This window comes from Rhizobium sp. 25PS6 (genome assembly GCF_032464655.1).
Taxonomy (GTDB): Bacteria; Pseudomonadota; Alphaproteobacteria; order Rhizobiales; family Rhizobiaceae; genus Rhizobium; species Rhizobium laguerreae.
Map to the genome: position 1 here is coordinate 46,205 of NZ_JAWDIV010000007.1, position 19,527 is coordinate 65,731.

The 19,527-nt window shown below is 59.7% G+C and carries 17 protein-coding genes and 2 pseudogenes; 4 read left to right on the top strand and 15 right to left on the bottom strand.

The features are described 5' to 3' along the window. Positions 1 to 144: 144 nt before the first annotated feature. From RWK44_RS11905 to RWK44_RS11940, 8 genes and pseudogenes are all read right to left on the bottom strand, one after another. A complete protein-coding gene (locus tag RWK44_RS11905; protein ID WP_316028833.1) occupies positions 145 to 1,191 on the bottom strand; it encodes a LacI family DNA-binding transcriptional regulator in 1,047 nt (348 codons plus the stop codon). Continuing rightward, entirely contained in the window at positions 1,188 to 2,471 is a 1,284-nt protein-coding gene (locus RWK44_RS11910) for a sulfatase-like hydrolase/transferase (RefSeq protein WP_077979697.1), read from the bottom strand. Before RWK44_RS11910 ends, RWK44_RS11905 begins: the two co-directional genes overlap by 4 nt. Positions 2,472 to 2,487: 16 nt before the next feature. Continuing rightward, entirely contained in the window at positions 2,488 to 3,324 is an 837-nt protein-coding gene (locus RWK44_RS11915; RefSeq protein WP_077979698.1) for a carbohydrate ABC transporter permease, read from the bottom strand. Beyond that, positions 3,324 to 4,211 (bottom strand): carbohydrate ABC transporter permease, encoded by an 888-nt coding sequence (locus RWK44_RS11920; RefSeq protein WP_077979699.1) that lies wholly within the window; start codon positions 4,209 to 4,211, stop codon positions 3,324 to 3,326. The genes RWK44_RS11915 and RWK44_RS11920 overlap by 1 nt, the downstream gene beginning before the upstream one ends. Positions 4,212 to 4,238: 27 nt before the next feature. Next, positions 4,239 to 5,471 carry an ABC transporter substrate-binding protein gene (locus RWK44_RS11925; RefSeq protein ID WP_077979700.1) on the bottom strand — a complete coding sequence of 411 codons (1,233 nt, stop codon included), beginning with the start codon at positions 5,469 to 5,471 and terminating at the stop codon, positions 4,239 to 4,241. A 104-nt stretch (positions 5,472 to 5,575) separates the two neighbouring features. Further along, a complete protein-coding gene (locus RWK44_RS11930; protein WP_077979701.1) occupies positions 5,576 to 6,523 on the bottom strand; it encodes a formylglycine-generating enzyme family protein in 948 nt (315 codons plus the stop codon). A gap of 108 nt (positions 6,524 to 6,631) precedes the next feature. Next, positions 6,632 to 8,269, bottom strand: a complete 1,638-nt coding sequence (locus RWK44_RS11935) for an FGGY-family carbohydrate kinase (RefSeq protein WP_316028834.1) — start codon at positions 8,267 to 8,269, stop codon at positions 6,632 to 6,634. Between the two features lie 54 nt (positions 8,270 to 8,323). Then, positions 8,324 to 8,490: pseudogene (locus tag RWK44_RS11940) on the bottom strand (glucose dehydrogenase); the annotation flags it as partial. A gap of 110 nt (positions 8,491 to 8,600) precedes the next feature. Here RWK44_RS11940 and RWK44_RS11945 point away from each other — a divergent pair. From RWK44_RS11945 to RWK44_RS11955, 3 genes and pseudogenes are all read left to right on the top strand, one after another. Continuing rightward, positions 8,601 to 9,833 carry a protein-L-isoaspartate(D-aspartate) O-methyltransferase gene (locus RWK44_RS11945; protein ID WP_316028835.1) on the top strand — a complete coding sequence of 411 codons (1,233 nt, stop codon included), beginning with the start codon at positions 8,601 to 8,603 and terminating at the stop codon, positions 9,831 to 9,833. Between the two features lie 10 nt (positions 9,834 to 9,843). Further along, positions 9,844 to 10,296: a DUF421 domain-containing protein gene (locus tag RWK44_RS11950; RefSeq protein WP_077979704.1), complete on the top strand. Its 453-nt coding sequence runs from the start codon at positions 9,844 to 9,846 to the stop codon at positions 10,294 to 10,296. A 77-nt stretch (positions 10,297 to 10,373) separates the two neighbouring features. After that, positions 10,374 to 10,681, top strand: a pseudogene (locus RWK44_RS11955) (HigA family addiction module antitoxin). An 82-nt stretch (positions 10,682 to 10,763) separates the two neighbouring features. Here RWK44_RS11955 and RWK44_RS11960 read toward each other — a convergent pair. The 7 genes from RWK44_RS11960 to RWK44_RS11990 all read right to left on the bottom strand — a co-directional run bounded on the left by RWK44_RS11960 (position 10,764) and on the right by RWK44_RS11990 (position 18,289). Further along, positions 10,764 to 11,528: a FadR/GntR family transcriptional regulator gene (locus tag RWK44_RS11960; protein ID WP_003549481.1), complete on the bottom strand. Its 765-nt coding sequence runs from the start codon at positions 11,526 to 11,528 to the stop codon at positions 10,764 to 10,766. A gap of 24 nt (positions 11,529 to 11,552) precedes the next feature. Next, positions 11,553 to 12,617 (bottom strand): four-carbon acid sugar kinase family protein, encoded by a 1,065-nt coding sequence (locus RWK44_RS11965; RefSeq protein WP_168282886.1) that lies wholly within the window; start codon positions 12,615 to 12,617, stop codon positions 11,553 to 11,555. After that, positions 12,614 to 13,606: an ABC transporter ATP-binding protein gene (locus RWK44_RS11970; protein WP_316028836.1), complete on the bottom strand. Its 993-nt coding sequence runs from the start codon at positions 13,604 to 13,606 to the stop codon at positions 12,614 to 12,616. Before RWK44_RS11970 ends, RWK44_RS11965 begins: the two co-directional genes overlap by 4 nt. After that, on the bottom strand, positions 13,606 to 14,613 hold the full coding sequence (locus RWK44_RS11975) for an ABC transporter ATP-binding protein (protein WP_077979708.1): 1,008 nt from the start codon (positions 14,611 to 14,613) through the stop codon (positions 13,606 to 13,608). The genes RWK44_RS11970 and RWK44_RS11975 overlap by 1 nt, the downstream gene beginning before the upstream one ends. Further along, on the bottom strand, positions 14,610 to 15,566 hold the full coding sequence (locus tag RWK44_RS11980) for an ABC transporter permease (RefSeq protein ID WP_316028837.1): 957 nt from the start codon (positions 15,564 to 15,566) through the stop codon (positions 14,610 to 14,612). The genes RWK44_RS11975 and RWK44_RS11980 overlap by 4 nt, the downstream gene beginning before the upstream one ends. Before the next feature lie 2 nt (positions 15,567 to 15,568). Then, positions 15,569 to 16,525 carry an ABC transporter permease gene (locus RWK44_RS11985; RefSeq protein ID WP_168336187.1) on the bottom strand — a complete coding sequence of 319 codons (957 nt, stop codon included), beginning with the start codon at positions 16,523 to 16,525 and terminating at the stop codon, positions 15,569 to 15,571. Positions 16,526 to 16,654: 129 nt separating this feature from the next. Further along, positions 16,655 to 18,289, bottom strand: coding sequence for an ABC transporter substrate-binding protein (locus RWK44_RS11990; protein ID WP_131665615.1), 1,635 nt, complete (start codon positions 18,287 to 18,289; stop codon positions 16,655 to 16,657). A 326-nt stretch (positions 18,290 to 18,615) separates the two neighbouring features. Here RWK44_RS11990 and RWK44_RS11995 point away from each other — a divergent pair, with 326 nt between their 5' ends. Further along, positions 18,616 to 19,521: a dihydrodipicolinate synthase family protein gene (locus RWK44_RS11995; RefSeq protein ID WP_131665614.1), complete on the top strand. Its 906-nt coding sequence runs from the start codon at positions 18,616 to 18,618 to the stop codon at positions 19,519 to 19,521. The last annotated feature ends 6 nt before the right edge of the window (positions 19,522 to 19,527 follow it).

The window sequence follows — 19,527 nt, forward strand, 5'->3', positions numbered from 1 at the left end:
GATTCCCCGGTTGTTCACAAGCGCTTCCTCGGATGACCGGCTCAAGGGCGAAACTCTGTCGCGGTGCCGGTGCAATTAGTTGTCTGCGCGCGCCCGGGCTGGCGCCGACAGCTGGAGAAGGGCTGACTGCTCAGCTGCGACAGTTTAAGCACTAGCTCGCAGCAAATACGTCCAGCTCGTGTGGAACGCTCTGGGCGGCTGGCGCTCGCTTGTCGCAATGCTATCTATGAGATAACGCCCCGCTTCCTCCAACGATCCCCATTCCGGGCCGATCGTGGTGAGGCGCGGCTCGCAATAAAATCCTTCCTCCGCATTACCACATCCCACGACGGCGATCTCCCGCGGCACCGAGATACCCAGGCGGGAAAATTCCTCGATCACCGTCACGGCAGTATAGTCCGACTCGACAAAAACCGCTGTTGGGCGTGGCTCGAGCGCCACGATCCTGCGCGCGCAGTCGGCGGCTAACGATCTTTCGCTGGCCCCCACCATCGTGTCGATGACGACATCACCCTTGAGCCGCCTCCGGCGGTCCATGATGGCCTGAAGACGGTGATTGGGACTAAGGCCGGTATTTTGAACATAGGCAAATATTCGGTGCCCTTTCGAAATAAGATCCTCGAATGCTGTTTCGAGTGCCGCCACGAGGCCGTTGTTCAGCACGCTAAATCGCATTGATCGGGCCGTCGGGTGTATGATGAGACAATCTTTGCCCATGCCGGCGAAAACTGCGTCGACCTGTTCTTCGCTCAGATATTCAACGTCAGCGACTACACCATCGGCCAAGCCGGCTTCCACTTCCGCAAGGACTTTCTGCAGCTCAGCGATGTTCGATGCCGTTGACACGATTGGCAGCAAACCACGTTCTACGGCAGCCTGGCCCAGATCCTGCACCATCTTATCGGCGTAAGGGATGCCAAGTTTCGGCAGAATGATGCACAGGCGCTCGCTCTTCTGGCGGCGCAAATGACGCGCAGTCTTGTTTGGCACATATCCAAGCGCCTCAACCGCTGCTCGGATACGCTCCCGGGCCTCGGGGCCGACACGCTTCAGATGTTCGGCCCTGTCACTGAAGTAAAAGGAAACGGCAGCTGTAGAAACGCTTGCATGGCGCGCGACGTCAGCGACCGTCACGTTCCTCTCGTTGGACACCGGCTGCAACGGCCGCGCCTGTTTCCCGTGTTCATTCATATCGGCGTTATCGTCGGTAGAGGTTCACCTGCGTCGGCGATCCGGCGTAGGAGTTCTGTTCGCAGGCTCTCGCGAACGTCCTCGAATTCGCCGTGCCTGCAAAGATTATCCAGCTCATACGGATCCTTTTCGAGGTCGTAAAGATGGGTCTCGACATAAGCGGAACCGTTCATGTCGTCCCAGCCACTTAGTTCCGGTCCACCCACCTCATATTTCCAGCGCCTGGTCCTCAAGGCTCGTCCGACATGGCTCTCGCTTATTTGCACGAAAATACTCTCGTTCTCCAACGGCGAATTTCGGAATATCGACCGTCCTTGCATCTCGTCCGGCACCGGCAGCCCGGCGGCCGCGAGCAAGGTTGGGGGCAGATCGATAAGACTTGCCAACCCGTCGTAGGGGCCGCGGTTCATAAATCCGGGCCCATGAAAAAACGTCGGAACCCTGATCGATGCCTCGTGGCATGACCGTTTGTATTCCTTGTTTCTCGTCTTGAAATGGCAGCCGTGGTCCGAGGTAAATAGGATCACAGTGTTGTCGAGCTGCGTGAGACTGATCAACGTATCGACGAGCCGCCCCAGCGCTTCGTCAAGCCGCTGTACCATTCCCATGTAGCCGGGATAATGCTCTGAGGACGATCCGCCAAGCATGGCCAGATCCGGAGGCAATTCCATTTTCTCTCGGATACGCTCCTCGTAGCCAACCGGAGCTGGATAATCGTCAAACTCGTTTTGGTGGTGTGGCTCGATGAACGAGAGAAACAGGAAGTACGGCTTGTCCCGCGGCTGGGCGACATAGCGGATTGCGGCGTCTGTCAAAGCATCGACCCGATAGCCCGGCAGCTTCACCGCCTCGCCTGCCGCATTAAACATGGTGGTGTCGTAGGCATAGGACGTGAATTCCAGGATGTTGGACGCCAACCAGTGTTGATACCCACCCCGCTGCTCCGGCGGCACCGGTTCCCTGGAGGCAAGATGCCACTTGCCGATATAACTCGTCTCATAGCCGCCCTTGGCGAAATGGTGGGCCAGCGTCTTCTGTTGCGGAGGAAGCGGGATGTCGTTTCGAAAGCAGCCGGTCGTCGTCGGATAGAGCCCGGTCTGAAGCGCGGACCGAGCCGGACCGCAAACCGGCTGGCAGGTAAAGGAATTGGGAACAAACATGCCTGCTTGGGCCAAGCGGTCGAAATTCGGCGTAAGCCTGAGTGGATGACCGTGAAGTCCAACGGTGTCCCAGCGCTGCTGGTCCGTGAAGAATACGATGACATTCGGAGAAGAGTTCATGGTGGTCCTCGTTCGACTATTTCATCCCGGACATCATCACCGACTGGACGAAATAACGCTGCATAAACACGAACAGCAGAAGGCTCGGGACGAAGAGAATGACCCCGCCCGTTGCAGTCAGATTCCACTGTGTAAAGAATTCGGAATTGAACAGAGTGAGCCCTGTGGTGATTGGCCGCATTTCGACCGAGCTGACGACGACCAGCGGCCAGAGAAACTCGTTGAACTGAAAGACGAATGTGAGAAGCCCGAGCGTGGCCATTGGGGGCCCAAGCTGCGGAAGGACGATTGCACGATAGATCCGCCACTCCGACGCTCCATCCACCCTTGCCGCATCGAGAAGCTCCGAAGGGACTGGCCGGATGAACTGGCGCATCATGAAGATGCCATAGGCGCTCATCGCAAACGGCATGATCAGCCCCTGATAGGTGTTGAGCCAGCCGAGCTCGGCCGTGAGAATATAAAGCGGGATCATTCTGATGAAGAAGGGCAGCATCAGGGTCGATAGCAAGGCGACAAACATGAAGCGCCGGCCCGGGAATTCAAGCTTGGCAAACACGTATCCGATCAGGGGATCGAACAGGAGGTGGAGTATGGTTATGCCTCCGGCGATCACGAAGCTATTGACGATGAAGCGGGCAAAGGGAGCTTTGTCCCAAATGGTGATGTAGTTCGAGAATTGCAGTTCCGAGGGAATGATGACGGGCACGCCACTGAACAGATCGGCATCGCTCTGCAGTGACAACGACACCATGTAGAAGAAAGGAAAAAGCGCCAGGATCACGAAGAATGCGAGCACAAGATAGGTGATCAGAGACGCCGCGACCGGGCGCTGGTTTGCCACACCTGCCATCAGTAAGAGATCTCCCGGTTCAGAAAGCGGAACTGCAAGGCAGTGACGATCAGGATGACGATCAACATCAGAAATGACAGCGCCGATGCATAACCGATGTTGAGTTCGACAAAAGCCGTTTCGTAGACATGCAGGGCATACAATCTTGTCGCTTCAGCAGGGCCGCCTCCCGTCAAGAGATATGGGGCCGAAAGGTCCTGGAGGTGGGCGATCATGCTGATGACGGCGAGAAAGAGCGTCGTAGGCGTCAACAGCGGAACGGTAATCCGGAAAAACTTCTGCCTGGCCGATGCCCCATCGACGTCAGCCGCCTCGTAAAGATCCTTGGGAATCGATTGGATCGCCGCAATGTAGATCAGCATTGCATATCCGATATCCTTCCATACCGTGACTGCGATGATGGTTGGCAAGGCGGTCGACGGTGTGCTCAGCCAGTTCTGCATCGGCAGCCCCAGGGAGGCCAACACTGCATTCAACATGCCGGTGTATGGGTCGAGAATGCTTTTCCACATCAGCGCAACGATGACGAAGGAAATGATGTAGGGGAAAAAGATGATCGCCCGGATCGTCGTTGCAGCCTTGACGGGCCCGACGAGGATGGCGGCCAGGCAAAGCGCAGGCAGCAGAGTCCCGATCGTTCCGCAGATTGCGAAGACAGCGGTCCGGATGAAGGCATCGCGAACTCTCTCATCCGTCAGCGCCTGCATATAGTTGTCAAATCCGGCAAATTCGGAATCACCGATCAGCGGCTGCCCGCGAAAGAAGCTGGCCCAAAGTTCGACGGCAATCGGGTAGAAGAAGTAGACGGTGAAATAGAGGATCGCCGGCGACAGTACGATGTAGGCAAACGTTGCCTGACGGCCTTGGTGGCTGTTCAAGAACTTCATGCCGGCGATCTCCGGTTCTAGTTTTCGTCACTTTTTCTGAAGCTCTGCGTTTGCCTTCGCAGCGTAGTCCGACAGCACTGCCTGGGCGGGTTTGTTGTTATAGAGAATGTCCTGAACAGCGGCTTTGAAAAGGTCCTGAACAGTCGCATTCTTGCCCGTCAGGGAGAGTTCTGCCGACGAGTCCACTGCGTATGGAAGGCACTGACTGAATTTCCCAAGCACCGGATCAGATTTGACCTTTGGATCGGCAGCCCAGGATTTGCGCGGCATCGTCATGCCATTTGGTATCGAGGCAGCGAGTTCGGCGTCGAGCGAGACGAAGCGCTTCAACAGATCCCACGCTTCCGCCGGATGCTTGGCATCCTTCGGAATGAAGAGGCTGACGCCTCCGGACATCGTTGCCTGATCCTTCTCTGTCAGCGAAGGCGCAACATCCCAATGCAGTTTCGGATTGCCTGTTTTGATGGGTCCGACATCCCATGGTCCTGTCAGGATCATGGCTGCCCGTCCAGCCGTGAATAGTTTTTGCGGGCCCTCGTAATCGGCGCCGGCGACAGGAAGGGTTGCGGCCTTATCCTTGTGGATCAGATCCGCGACGAACTGGAGCGCTTGCGCGGCTTCAGGGCTGTCGAACGTCACTTTATTGGAGGCTTTGTCGTAAAACTTGCCGCCATTTTGATAGATCCACGGCGTGAAATAGGCGGCCACCTGGTTGGGAGCAAAGCCAAATCTTCCGGTTTTCGTTACGGCGATGGCAGCGTTGCGGAACTCTTCCCAATTGGCAGGTGGCTTTTCAAAACCTGCCGCTTTCAGCAGATCGACGTTATAAACCAGCGTCGCGCATGTCAGGTGTAATTGGACGCCGTAGTACTTTCCGTCGATGGTATTTCTCGCCACCGAAAAGTCCTGCCAGTCATCAGGATAACCCATCCCCTTTCCGTCTTTAGCGACGAAGTCGTTGAGGGTGGTTATCTTTCCTTGCAACGCGAATTCCGGCACCCAGCCACCAGGTTCGGCAACAAGATCCGGCGCATTGCCAACAGACAGGTCGGCCACCAGCTTCGTGCGCAGATCCGGCCATTGAAAACGGCCCCACTCCACGGTCCAGCCGGGATGATCCGTTTCGAACTGTTTGATGACGTCGGCATAAGCTTGGTAAGCGTGGCCGGCGTTCCAATAGATTTTTAGGGTTTCGGCCTTTGCTGGTGCGCAAAGCGCGAGGCCAAGCGCGGTAACGGCTATGCGATTGACGAGTTTCATCTGTCTCCTCCTAGCGCAATGCTGGCCGTAAGTCGCAGGACGCCCCTCCTCAAGAACGTCCTGCAGCCAGTCAGTTAATGGATTAACTTAACATGTCCGAACTGTCAATCTGCCGATGCGTTGATGTCGAAAGCAATGCGAAAGCCTATGTGGCCCGTTGTGGAGTCCCCTGTGCTGCCCATTCGAGCGGCGATGCGATACCGATGGCAATAAGACGCGTGACAAAGGTAAGAGCCGCCTTTCAGAACTCTTTTGCCTTCCTCTTTGGATGCCGAATTGGTTGAAGTTGCCGCCCTTCGCAGAGAACGGACGCGGAATGGATCGGCGGTCCATTCCCAACAGTTTCCGGCCATGTTGTAGAGGCCATATCCGTTGGGCTCGAAGGAGAGTACCGGCGCCAGGCCGGCATATCCGTCCACCGCGGTATCAAAGTCGGGAAAACGTCCTTGCCATATGTTGCAGGGGGTGAACGTCTCGGTCGGCTGTTTATCGCCCCATGGGTAAACAGGCTGGTCGAGGCCACCGCGTGCGGCGTGTTCCCACTCAGCTTCGCTCGGCAATCGTCCGCCCGCCCAGTGACAATAGTCCGACGCATCCTGCCAGGAGATGTGCACGACAGGAAAGTTCCCGAGCTTTTCAAGCGACGAACCAGGACCGCTTGGGTGGGCCCAATTTGCGCCCTCGACCTTCCGCCACCATTCGGCGCCGACTACTCCCGATGTCGGAACATCTCCATCGAGGAATTTATAGAAAACGTAGGACCAGCCAAGTCGCTCCGCCTCGGTCACATATCCGGTTGCCTCGACAAACCGCCCGAATTCTTCGTTGGTGACTGCGCCGACAGAGAGTTCGAACGCGTTTATTCGAACCGACCTGACCGGTCCCTCACCGTCTTGAGGCAACAAAGGCTGGCTTGTTCCGACCGAAACGCGACCACCTTCAATTCGGGCAGTTTGCAACACCGGACGGGATGAAGCAGAGTGGATCGAGGCCCGCGGCCCGTGCGGAACTTCCTGTCCGCCCGTAGATGGAAAACCACAACAACTCGCCATCAGCCCGCCTCCTACAGCTTGCAGATCTAAGCTTACATAAGGGGCTGACGGAATCATAATCCAGCGGCCCTCGAGCTACCGCGCCGCCTGACTTGGCGTTGGGATATCTTAAATGCCGATACGCAGCTTGCGCGCCAGAGCCTGAAGCTCCTTGAACCCTTCATAGCGCTTGTCATGAATATCAGGGATCGGCCCTTCTGATGGCAGGAATGTCGTTTCGACCGCCGAGAGTGTCGTCATCGCTTCGCGCACATCCGCAAACAGCCCGCCGGCGACCGCGCCCAGGATGGCGGCCCCCAGGAGTACCGGTTCCTCTGCCTTTGTCGCGATGACCGGCTTGCCGCTCGCATCGGCGAGCAGCTGGCGAACGAAATCGTGCTGGCCGGCGCCACCGCTGATGACGATGTTTTCGATGGTAACGCCCGCATCGGCCTGCGTCTCGATGATCTGCCTGAGGCCGTAGCCGATACCGCAAAGCCCCGCGACGTAAAGAGAGACCAGGCTGCCTATATCATCCTCCATCCCGAGACCGGCGATGATTGCGCGGGCATGCGGATCGGCAAAGGGCGCGCGGTTGCCGAGGAACTCGGGAACGACGTGCAATCCGGCCGCAAGCGTGACGGCGTCGGAAGAACGGCCCGCCTTTCGGGCGGCCATATCTGCAAGCAGAACCGGCAGCGAAACGCCGGCCCTCTTAGAAAGCTCCCTCGCTTCCGCGGCAGCCGGATGGAAGGAGAGCAGCTGGTCGATCGCCGCGCCGGCGGCACTCTGACCACCCTCGTTCAGCCATAGTCCCGGCACCATGGCCGAATAATAAGGCCCCCAGACGCCGGGCACGAACGACGGTTCAGCTGTCGATGTCATCGTGCAGGAGGAAGTGCCGAAAACATAGGCCAGATTGGCTTGTGGACCGGCACCCGTGCCAACGGTTCCGATTCCGCCCGCATGGGCGTCGATCAGTCCGGCAGCGACAGGCGTTTCCGACTTCAGGCCGAGCTCGCCGGCTGCAGCCGTGGTCAGTCCTCGACCGAGTGCCGAACCGGGCTCGACGATAGCCTGACCGATGCGGGCAAACTCTTCGTCGGCAAGCGTGCCGAGGCCGATCTGATGAAAATAATCGCCATCCCAGCGCTTTTCATGGGCGAGATAGGTCCACTTGCAGGTGACCGTGCAGGTCGAACGCGACAGATCGCCGGTCGCCCGCCAGGTCAGGAAATCTGCAAGGTCGAAGAATTGCCACGCAGCGTCGAAAACTTCAGGACGATTTTCCTTCAGCCAGAGAAGCTTGGGCGTTTCCATCTCAGGCGAGATACGGCCGCCGATGTAACGCAGGACGTCATGACCGAGTGCATTGATACGCTCCGCCTGCGGGACGGCGCGGTGGTCCATCCATACGATGATGTCCCGGTTCGGATCTTCCGAAGGCCCGACGGGAAGCGGTTTGCCGCCTTCGCCAAGGACGACGAGCGAACAGGTGGCAGCGAACCCGAGCCCCTTGACGGACGCCGGATCGACCCCGGCCGAGGAAACCGCCTCGCGCACTGCCGCGCAAACCGCCGCCCAGATCTCGGTGCTCGATTGCTCAACCATGGAACCCGCTTCGTGAAACAAGGTGATATTCCGCTTGGCGGACGCCAGCATCCGGCCGGTCAGGTCGAACAGGCCGGCGCGGGCGCTGCCGGTGCCGACGTCGACGCCGATGACATATTTGGCATCTGCTTCTGGCGTGCGAGATGTGTCGCTCATGGTCTCTCCTTTGAAATCGGCAAGGATCAGGCTAGCTGCAGTCTGGGCTGGTGTTTACAGATCCACGCTATTTGGCAGAATCACCAGATCGCGGACGGTCACATTACGCGGTCGCGACAGCATGAAAAGGACGGCGTCGGCCACTTCTTGCGGCTGCATCAGGCTGTATTGGCCAGCGCCTCTTCCATTTTCGCCTTCGGCCAGTCGTCTAGCAAGCCGCTCCGTTCCGCAGCCTGCGCATCTCAGGAACTCTCCGGTCGCCCATTTGTTTTATATTCTGCACCGCCCAGAAGTTTGCCCCCAGTGCAATCGGCGACAGTGGAGCTGATCCATGGATATGACGCGCATCCGAGATCGCATGGTGGAGCACCACGTGACGCGTCGTGGCATTCGCGATCAAAGCGTCATCGGAGCGATGCGCATGGTACCGCGCGAAAAATTCGTTCCTCCAGGCTCCGAGGAATTCGCCTATGAGGATGCACCGCTGTCGATCGGCGAGGGCCAGACAATTTCGCAGCCGTTCATCGTGGCGCTGATGCTCGAAAAGGCCAATCTGAATGTCGGTGACAAAGTGCTCGAGGTCGGAACCGGCTCCGGCTATGCTTCGGCCCTCATCAGCCGGATAGCAAGACATGTCTACTCCATCGAGCGTCATGAAAAGCTGGCGTTTCAGGCCAGGGAACGGTTCGAGAAGCTGGGATACCGCAACATTGACGTTCGCGTCGGCGATGGCAGCAAGGGCTGGGCGAAAGCCGCTCCGTTCGATGCCATTATCGTTTCTGCGGGCGCACCCGAGGTGCCAACCGCCTTGAAAGAACAGCTGCACCTCGGAGGGCGGCTCATCATCCCGGTCGGCGGCGGTGAAGGGCAGCGCCTGAAACGGTTCACGCGCACCGGCGCCGCCGCATTCGAGGAAGAAGATCTAGGCGGGGTACTCTTCGTTCCCTTGATCGGCGAAGACGCCTGGACAGCTTCACATCCGATGTACACGGCGACGACCCCCTCATTGCCGGGAATTATTGCGCCCAAGCCAAGTTCTCCGCCAAACGCACAGGGAGGGAGCATGGAAAAGATACACAAGTTGCCCGCGTTGCCGGAAGGCGTGCTCGATCATAGCGAATTTCAGCAAAGGTTCTGGGCTGTTCAACGTATTTCCTGGATCGTGTTCATGCTTCTTTTGGTGACCTGCTTGCTGGGATTGCTGGGAAGAGGTGGTCCGTTTTCGCGGCAAACACTGCTGTTGCCCGATGGCTCCGTGGATTTTCCCGTCATCTCCCGATGGAATGCCCCCGAGGACATGACCGTGACCTTCACGCCATCATCCGAAGACAGGGTCCTCACGATCGATGCCGCCTTTCTTCAAAGCTTTTCAGTTCAAGGGGTCGATCCGCCCCAAAAAGCGACCTTCGCGCGCGACGGCCGGATAGGTTATGTCTTCCCGGCCGACGCGTCTGGGCCGACGCAGATCGTCTTCCGTCTGCAAACGCAACTCCCCGGCCCTCGTCGCGCCCTCATCGGCATGGGCGGCGAGACGCGCACCCAATCGACTTTCATCTTTCCATGAGGGCGGTACGGTGGATGCGGTATTACGCGGACTGGCAATTTATTTCACGCTACTCGTGATCATCCGTCTGTCGGGAAGACGGACATTGGCCCAGATGACACCGTTCGATCTGGTCATCGTGCTGGTGATCGCCGAAACCACCCAGCAGGCGATGCTGGGCGATGACTTCTCGATCACCAACGCCGTCATCTTGATCCTCACGCTGTTTACGACCGATATCGGCCTGTCCTACGTGAAGAGGTGGTGGCCTCGCGCAGCTCATATCATCGATGGTGTTCCAACCATTCTGGTGACGGATGGCGTCTACGACGAAGGTGCGCTCAAAGGTGCCCGGCTGCAGAAGGAAGATGTCATGCAAGCGGCTCGAAGCCAGGAAGGCATCGAGAGCGTGACGGAGATAAAATTTGCCATCCTCGAAGTGAGCGGCAACATCAGCATCATCAAGAAGCAGAAATCCGGCTGACAATCGATCTCTGGCATCAAAAGATCAAATGTGATCTTGTCACATTACTGAGGCGGCTCTGACTGGGGAATGATCCAATGCCCGTATATGAAACGACGCGGCCGACGACGCATTGCCCTTCTCACCCCGGGGCATTGCTTGAGGACATCATCCCTGCAACGGGAAAACCAAGGTGGAAATCGCCAATCTGCTCGGAATCTCGCGCCAGCAACTCTACGATATTCTGAACGAGAAGAAGCCGGTTTCGCCCAACGTCGCTGCCCGACTTGGGAAATTGTTCGGTGATGGCCCCGCAATATGGCTGCGCATGCAGGCTGCCTATGATGCTTGGCACGCCGAACGGGAGGTGGACGTCTCCAGCATCCCGACGATCAGGGCGGCATGATCAAAAGCGCGCTTATCGGCATTGCCGAGGCAGCCGCGAAAATATCGTGGTGATCTTTCTGCTTTTTCGAGCGGGATGCGCTTCAGAAGGATAGGTCGAGCACCCTGCCCTCGAACAGACGGTCCCGGGAGCCTTCGAGATGCGCCTTCATCAGTCTCTGCGCATCGTCAGGTCGCCCGTCGGCGATCGCCTTGTAGATGGCGTTATGCTCCTCATAGACCTGTTCCAACCCCTGGCGGGGGCCGAGCAAAGAGAGGCCGTGGAGATGCATGCCGACGGCAATATGGGCCTTCAGCGCATCGATCGAGGCCGTGTAATAATGATTGTTGGCAGCCTCCGTCACCGCGCGGTGGAAGAGAAAATCAGCGTCGGTGCGGTGAAGTTGATGGCTGGTCGCCTCGCGCAGATCCGCAAGCGCGCTGGCGATCTTCTGAATCGCCTGCTCATTGCGGCGTTTGGCGGCAAAATAGGCCGCCGCTGGCTCGATCGTCAGGCGGAACTCGTAGCAGCGCTGGATATCGGCGATCGTCTTGACCGGTGAATAGGCAAGCTGCGTCGTCGGCGATCCATGCGCGCTGACGAAGGTGCCGGCGCCCTGCCGGGCATAGACCATGCCCTGATCGCGCAGGCGCGCCAGCGCATCGCGGACGATCGGCCGCGACACACCCAGCATCGAGGCAAGCTCATGCTCGCCGGGAAGGCGTGAATCCGGCGGATAGTTTCCGCCGCGGATACGCTCGAGCAACTGGTCGAAGACGCGATCGACCAGCTTGACGGCCTTGCCGCGTTCGGGCTTGCCCGGCGGGCCGGCTTCCGCGTTCAAAGATTCGCCATTCACTTCAGCCACGTCATTCTCCCCGGCGGTATCTTACTATGCCGCCCGATTCCAAAGGACTAGTCTTAGCAAACTATCGGGCTTGCCGAAGCCCCCGGACTTCACGGCGCACCGAAAATGCCGTCCATCGGCTGCCGTGACATCGAACCACGGCACGCCGGCCTCGATTTCGCCCTGCGGCGCCAGCACCCTGACCCCGAGCGCCTGGAAAACGGCAAGCGCCGTATCGCCGCCGCCGACCATCAGCATGCCAGGCCTGGTATCATCGATAACCGATCTGACGCCCGCCGCAAAACGGCGGGCGACCAGTGCTGCATCGGCTGTCATATCTCCGGTGCAGCGCAGCAGCGCCGGCAGCGCCATGCCCTCCCCGACTTCGACCTGCCCCATCGGCGCGTCCACCACCATGCGCAGGACACCCGAGGCTTCGAGCCGCTCCATCTGGGTAGCGGTAATCGGATCGCGCGAGCCAAAGGCAAACAGGATGCGCCGGGTCGCTGCAAATTCCGGCACCGGCTGCCGCCCCATTTCGCCGAGCTGGCGGGCAAGCGCGGCCCCGAGGCCCCTTGCGCCGACCGCAAGTGTCGTCAGCCAGTCATGCCCCTCTGCGATCTGGTCGAGATCGCCATCGTCCTCGGCATCGGCAATCACCACGCCGTCCGCGCTGATTTCGAACAGCTCAGCGATCGGCAGCGGCTGGTTGATGCCGCGGCCGACGACACACCCTCGGTAGGTCAACCGCTCCTGATCGGGAATGGCGGGCGCTACTAGGATGGTCTTCCGATCGAATGCCTTCGCCAGCGCTAGGCTCTCGGCCGCGACATTGCCCTTGAGCCGGGAATCGATCTTCTTCATGACGACCGCGGGCTTCTCGCCACGAAACACCGCCGCCGCCGACCGTACTCTTTCGGCGGCTTCGCGCTCATCCAGCGCGCGGGAGGCGGTGTTGATGACGACAACGTCACAGCCGGTGGCGATCGCATCCTCTGCGGCCTCGACATCGACGGCGATCGAAACCGAAAGGCCGGCTTCGACGAAGGGCGTGCCCGTATCGAGCGCGCCCGTCAGATCATCGGCGACAATAACGGCCTTCAGCGTCATGCGGTCTGTCCGGTGTTGACGGCGTGACAGGCGACGAGATGGCCGGGCTTCGCCTCCTTCCACGCGGGAATGACCTTGCTGCAGACATCCATGGCAATCGGGCAGCGCGTATGGAAACGGCAGCCCGACGGCGGGTTCAGCGGGCTCGGCACATCGCCCTGCAGGATCTGGCGCTGTCGGGTGCGCTCATGTTCGGGATCGATCTCCGGAACAGCCGACAGCAGCGCCCTGGTATAGGGATGCAGCGGATTGTCGAAGAGTTTCTCGCGAGTGGCAAGCTCTGCGAGCCGCCCGAGATACATGACGCCGACACGGGTGCTGATATGGCGCACGACCGCGAGATCATGGGCGATGAAGAGATAGGTCAGCCCGTATTTTTCCTGCAGATCAAGCAGCAGGTTGATGATCTGCGCCTGGATCGACACGTCGAGCGCCGAGATCGCCTCGTCGCAAACAATGAATTTCGGCTGGCAGGCGAGCGCCCGGGCAATAACGACGCGCTGGCGCTGGCCGCCGGAAAGCTCGTGCGGGTAACGCTGGGCAAACCGCGTCGGCAGGCCTACATCAGTCAAAAGCGTCGCGACCCTGTCCTTTAGCTCGGCCTTGGTGCAGAGCTTGTGGAAAAGGATCGGCTCGCCGATCGCCTCGCCCACCGTCATGCGCGGATTGAGTGTCGAATAGGGATCCTGGAAGACGATCTGCAGGTCGCGGCGAAAGGGCCGCATCTGCTTCTCGTCGAGCGCCGCGAGATCCTGGCCCTTGTAGACGACCTTGCCGCTGGTCGCCTTGTAGAGGTTGAGAATGGTGAAACCGGTCGTCGACTTGCCGCAGCCGGATTCGCCGACCAGGCTCAACGTCTCGCCTTCCATGATGTCGAGATTGACATTGTCGAGGGCATAGACGGTTGCTGAGCGTTCGCCGAAGGCGCCGAGCTTGACGTGGAAATGCTTGACCAGATTTTCGATCTTGAGCAGTGGTTGAGCGCCCATCACGCGGCCTCCTGCATTCTCTGGACGACGAAACAGGCGGCGCGGTGGTTGGCGCTGCCGCTCAACGGTTCGAGCTGCGGCACCTTCTCGTGACAGATGTTCTCGGCAAGCGGGCAGCGCGGCGCAAATGGGCAACCCTTCGGCCGGCGGCCAGGCTCCGGCGGCGTACCGCCGATCGAGCTCAGCCGGCTTGCCGGCGGGTCCGAGAGCTTCGGGATCGAAGACAGCAGGCCGCGCGTATAGGGATGGCTCGGGCGGGCATAGAGCTCGTCGACCGGCGCATCCTCGACCACCGTGCCGGCATAAAGCACGGCGACGCGATCGACGAGGCCGGCGATCAGCGCCAGATCATGGGTGATCCAGACGACCGACATGCCGAGCTTGGTCCTGAGATCCTTCACCAGATCGACGATCTGGGCCTGAATAGTGACGTCCAGCGCCGTTGTCGGCTCGTCGGCAATCAAAAGCTTCGGATTGCAGGCAAGGCCGATCGCGATCATCACGCGCTGGCGCATGCCGCCGGAAAGTTCGTGCGGATAGGCCTGCAGGCGCTCTTCCGGGCCGGGAATGCCGACAAGGCGCAGAAGCTCGACGGCACGGGCGCGGGCCGCCGACTTCTTCATTCCGCGGTGATAGATCAGCGGCTCGCAGATCTGGGCACCGACGCGCATCACCGGATTGAGCGAAGTCATCGGATCCTGGAAGACGAAGCCGATATCGCCGCCGCGCACCTTGCGCAGTTCTCTATTCGACATCGTCTGCAGGTCGCGGCCGTCGAATGTCGCCGATCCCTTGGTGACTTTAATCTTGTTCGGCAGGAGCCGCATCAGGCTGAGCATCGTCAGGCTCTTGCCGCAGCCGGATTCGCCAACCACACCAAGCGTCTCACCCTTGTTGACATGCAGATCGATGCCATCGACGACCACGGCCGGGCCGTTGCGGCCATCGATCTCGACGGTGAGGTTCCTGACATCGAGCAGGCGGTCGGTGCTTTTCGTATCCATCATTTGCTGCCCCGCGGATTGAGCGCGTCGTTGAGGCCGTCGCCAAGGAAGCTGAAGGCAACCGAGGCAAGGCCGAGCACGGCCGCCGGAGCGGCGAGAAGATGCGGATAATGCTGCCAGACACGCAGGCCATCCGAGATCATGTTGCCCCAGCTGGGCGTTGGCGGATTGACCCCGACGCCAAGGAAGCTGAAGGCGCTTTCCAACACCATCGCCGTACCGAGACCGGCGCTGACCGAGACGATGAGGGGGCCCAGCGCATTCGGAATGACATAACGCTTGATGATGATCCAGTTCGACAGGCCGAGCGCCTGGGCCGCGGTGATATAGGGCCGGCTGCGGATCGACAGCACCTGAGCGCGGACGAGACGGGCGTAAGGCGGCCAGGAGATCAGCGCCATAGAGCCGAAGACGAGGATGAAATCCACCCACATGGTTTCGCGGTAGAAGGGATTGAGGGTCGCAAGGTAACGCGCCTCCATCCATTTGCTGATCGGCGATTTCAGCGAGGCGTTGATGACGACGACGAGCAGCAGGTTGGGAACCGACATCGTCACGTCGGTCAGCCACATGATGGCGCGATCGAACGGATTGCCGAAGAAACCGGCAACGGCACCGAGCACGAGACCGATCAGCACGGCGAAGACGGTGACGATGACGGCGACGAGGAAAGCGGTACGCGTGCCGAAGACCACACGGCTGAAGACGTCGCGGCCGAGATCGTCGGTTCCGAAGAGGTGGCTCATCGACGGCAGGACGTTGCGGGCGTTGAGATCCTGGCTGAGATAATCATAGGGGGTAAGATAAGGCCCGAAGATCGCCGTGACGGCGAGGATCACGACGATGACGAGGCCGAAGATGGCAAGCCTGTTGCGCTTCAGCCGATACCAGGCGTCGCGCCACAGACTGACCGGCTCTTCGTCGGCTTCGATGGTGGAAAGAGGGATGGCGGACATGGTCAGCGGCTCCTTCTTGAATCATTGGCGCGCGGATCGAGCAGCGGATAGAGCACATCCACCAGGAGGTTCGACACCATCACCAGGAACGATCCGATCAGCGTGATCGCCAGAATGACGGGATAATCGGAATTGATCAGCGCCTGCACCGTCAACCGGCCGAGGCCCGGCAGGCCGAAGACGAGTTCGACGAAGATCGCGCCGTTGACGATGGTGATCATGATCAGGCCGAGCTGCGTGACGACGGGAGTCAGCACCGGCCGCAGGATATGGCGCAATGCCACGATGATCTCGGGCACGCCCTTGGCGCGGGCGGTGCGAACGAAATCCTCCGACAATACCTCGATGACGGCAGCACGCGTCTGACGCACGATCAACGCGATCGGCTGGAAGGAAAGGACGGTGAGCGGCAGCAGGATGCGGACATCAAAGATGCCGCCCCAGCCATAGGGCACGCTCGCACCCGGCAGCAGCACGATGAGGCCGACCATCAGCAGTGGACCGGCGACATAGGCCGGGATCGCCCAGAGGAAGAGTGCGGAGCCCAGAATGGCATAGTCGATGCGCGAATTCTGGTTGAGCGCGGCGATCATGCCGAGCGGGATCGCGATGACGGCGGTCAGGATGATGGAACAGAGGGCAAGCTGGAAGGAGACGGGTGCGGCAGCCGAGACCATCGCCCAGACGGAGCGGCCCGATGTCAGCGAATTGCCGAACTGGCCGTGCAGCAGGTTCCAGATGTAAAGGCCGAACTGGACGATGAAGGGTTTGTTGAGGCCGGCACTTTCGCGAATGGCTTCGATGCGCTGCGGATTATAGGCGACGTCGCCAGGCGCGCGCAGGAAGATCAGCTTGATCGGATCGCCGGCGCCATAGAAGGCCAGCGCGTAAACCGCCAGCATCACCACCAGAACGGACGGAATCCAGATGGCAAATCGGGTTAGCACGTAGCGCAGCAAGGCCACCTCCCACCTGTTGTTCGATGCGTTCCCGCTTTTAGCTGCGATCGCATCTCTTGTTCTTGAAACTTGCGCGAAGGCCTTGCGGCCTCCGCGCGGTTTATCGCCGACAGGGACGGTTTCCACCGATCAACCGATGGAAATGTTCCAGGGTTCTACGACCTGCCAGTCAAGGTTCTTTTCCAGGCCCTTGACGTCCTTGGTGGCCCAGCGCGACATCGCCTGAGAATACCATGGAATGAAGGCCCAATCCTCGCGGAACGCCTTCTGGGCTTCCTGGGCGAGAGTGATGCGCTGCGGATCATCTGCAGCCTTGGTCGTGGCTTCGGCAAGGGCACTGTCGACCTTGTCGTTCTTGTAGCCGCCGAGCTTGTTCTGCGCGTTCGACGAGGTCGAGGCGATGCAGCCCGCCAGATAGGAGACGGCATCCGGTACGCGAGTGCCGACGTCGTCGCGGAAGATCTGGACCGAATTCTGATCCGGACCCGCATAGGAATCCTGCTGCGGCTTCATGTCGACGGCTGTGATACCGAGATTCTGACGCCACTGCTCGGCGATGAACTGGGCGGCGGCCTGAATGGCCGGCGCCGAAATGCCGACGAACAGGATCTTCGGCAGGCGCTCCGGACCGCCGTAGGTCGATTCCGCAAGCAGCTTCTTGGCAGCCTCCGGATCATAGGGATAGGGCTCGAAGCCGGAATTCTCCGCACCCGGGACCGCATTGAGGATCTGGTCCGCCTTCTTATGCGGCCCGTCGGGATAGGAAGCCTTGAACAGGCCATCGCGATCGACGGCCATGATCAGTGCCTGACGAACCTTGGGATCGTCCATCGGCGCACGAGAGATGTTGAACCAGAAGTGCTGGCTGGTCGGGATCAGCGGGCCGGCGGAAAATTCCTGGCCGAGATCCTGGATGATGGTCGAGGTGATCAGCTCGGTATGGGCGTTGAACTCGCCCGACTTGATCAGCGATGTCGCCGTGACATTGTCCTCGATCGAGGTGATATCGATACGGGCAAGCTTCGGCTTCGGCCCGAAGAAGTTCTCATTCGGCTCGAAAGAGAGTTTGCCGGCGTCGATGTCGATGCTCGTGAGTTTAAAGGGACCGGAGAAGACCGGCTTGCTCTCTGGCTTGTACCAGTCGATGATCTCCTCGCCGTCGCTGCCGCGAGACTGCGATGCCTTGGTGATCGGCGCGATGTGGTTTGCCAGGCGCATGAAGAAGATCGGGTCTGCGGCAGCCAGCGTCACGACGACCGTTCCCTCGTCGGGTGTCGCGACACCGGTCAACTCGTTGCCGGAGCCAGCGGCGATTTCGGCGTAACCCTTGACCCTGCTCAGCACCTGGTCGGCGCGCTGGTTCTTAGTGTTCGGCATCGAGGAGACTTCCCACGATCCCTTGACATCCGCCGAGGTGATCTTGCTGCCGTCGGAAAAGACGGCCTTCGGGTCGATCTTGAAGGTCCAGACTGTGTTGTCGGCCGATTCCCAGTTGGTGAAGACGTAGGGCTTGATATTGCCTTGGCTATCGAAATACATCGGCGATGCCCACCAGATCGAATTCCAGCGGAACGTCCTGCCGCCGCCGCGCAGCGGCGACCAATCCTGGTCGAAGGCCGGATTTGCGACCTTCAGGACCTGGCCTTCATCGGCCATAACGATGCGGGCATTCATTCCGAATACGGTGAGGCCGACGCCGGCTGCAAGGCCGAGCTTCAGCGCGTTACGACGTGATATATTGGTTTTATCCGATTGATCAGACATGGCATTCCTCCCAGAGTGAATTCGGCAGCGCTCTCCCTGCACCTGCCAGGCGCAGCACAATCCGTTCCGTATCGTTCTCTCGTTATTGTAAATATGTCAACAAAAAATCGCAATTTTCATTCGAACAAAATTTTCCACTGAAAATATATAAGTTATAACAAATAGATAACTTTTTGCGGCGACATCACGGCATTTTGTCTTCTTGACAAAAGCGCGGCAATATAAAAGTTCTTTGCACTCCATCGCGACAGACGGATGTCAATTGCAATGCGCAGCGCCCCGGTCGAACACGGATCGGCAAGGCAGGACGCGCCGAGGAGGGCGGAATGAGCCATCATAGGATTACCGGCGTTTTCAGCGCCTCCGCAACGCCGCTGACGGCAGACAACAGGCCGGATTTCGCCCTTTTCACCGATCATTGCCGGCAGTTGCTGGCCGAGGGGTGCCATGGCGTGGCGCTGCTCGGCACCACAGGCGAGGCCAATTCCTTCTCCGGCGCCGAGCGCCGCGGCATTCTGGAAGCAGCACTGAAGGCCGGCATTCCCGCCGACAGGCTTTTGCCGGGCACCGGCGTCGTCGCCATTCCCGAGACTGTGGAATTGACCCGGCACGCGCTGTCGCTTGGCGTCACCAAGGTGGTGATGCTGCCACCCTTCTACTACAAAGGCGTCTCCGACGACGGTCTCTTCGCCGCCTATTCGCAGGTGCTGGAGAAGGTCGCCGACACGCGCTTGCAGGTCATCCTCTATCATATTCCGCAGGTCTCAGGCGTTCCGCTATCCATTCCGCTGATCGGGCGGCTGATTGCGGCCTTCCCGGAAACGGTCGTCGGCATCAAGGAATCTGCTGGAGATTTCAACAACATGCAGGCGATCATCGCCGCCTATCCCGGCTTCTCGGTGCTGGCGGGCGCCGATCCGCTGCTGCTGCCGTTGCTGAAGGCGGGCGGTGCTGGCTGCATCACCGCCACCTCCAATCTCGTGGCGAATTCGCTGCGCACCGTCTACGACCATGTCCATGACGAGGCGCGCGCCGCCGATGTCGAGGCGGCGCAAGCGCGCATCAACGCCTATCGCACGCTTTCCAATTCCTACGTCCAGATCCCGACCATCAAGGCGATGGTGGGGCTGAAGACCGGCAATCCCGCCTGGAAGCGCACGCGCGCGCCGTTGATGCCGCTCGGCGATGCCGACTATGCCGCACTCGCCGAAAGCTATGCCAAGCTGCCCTGAGGAGAT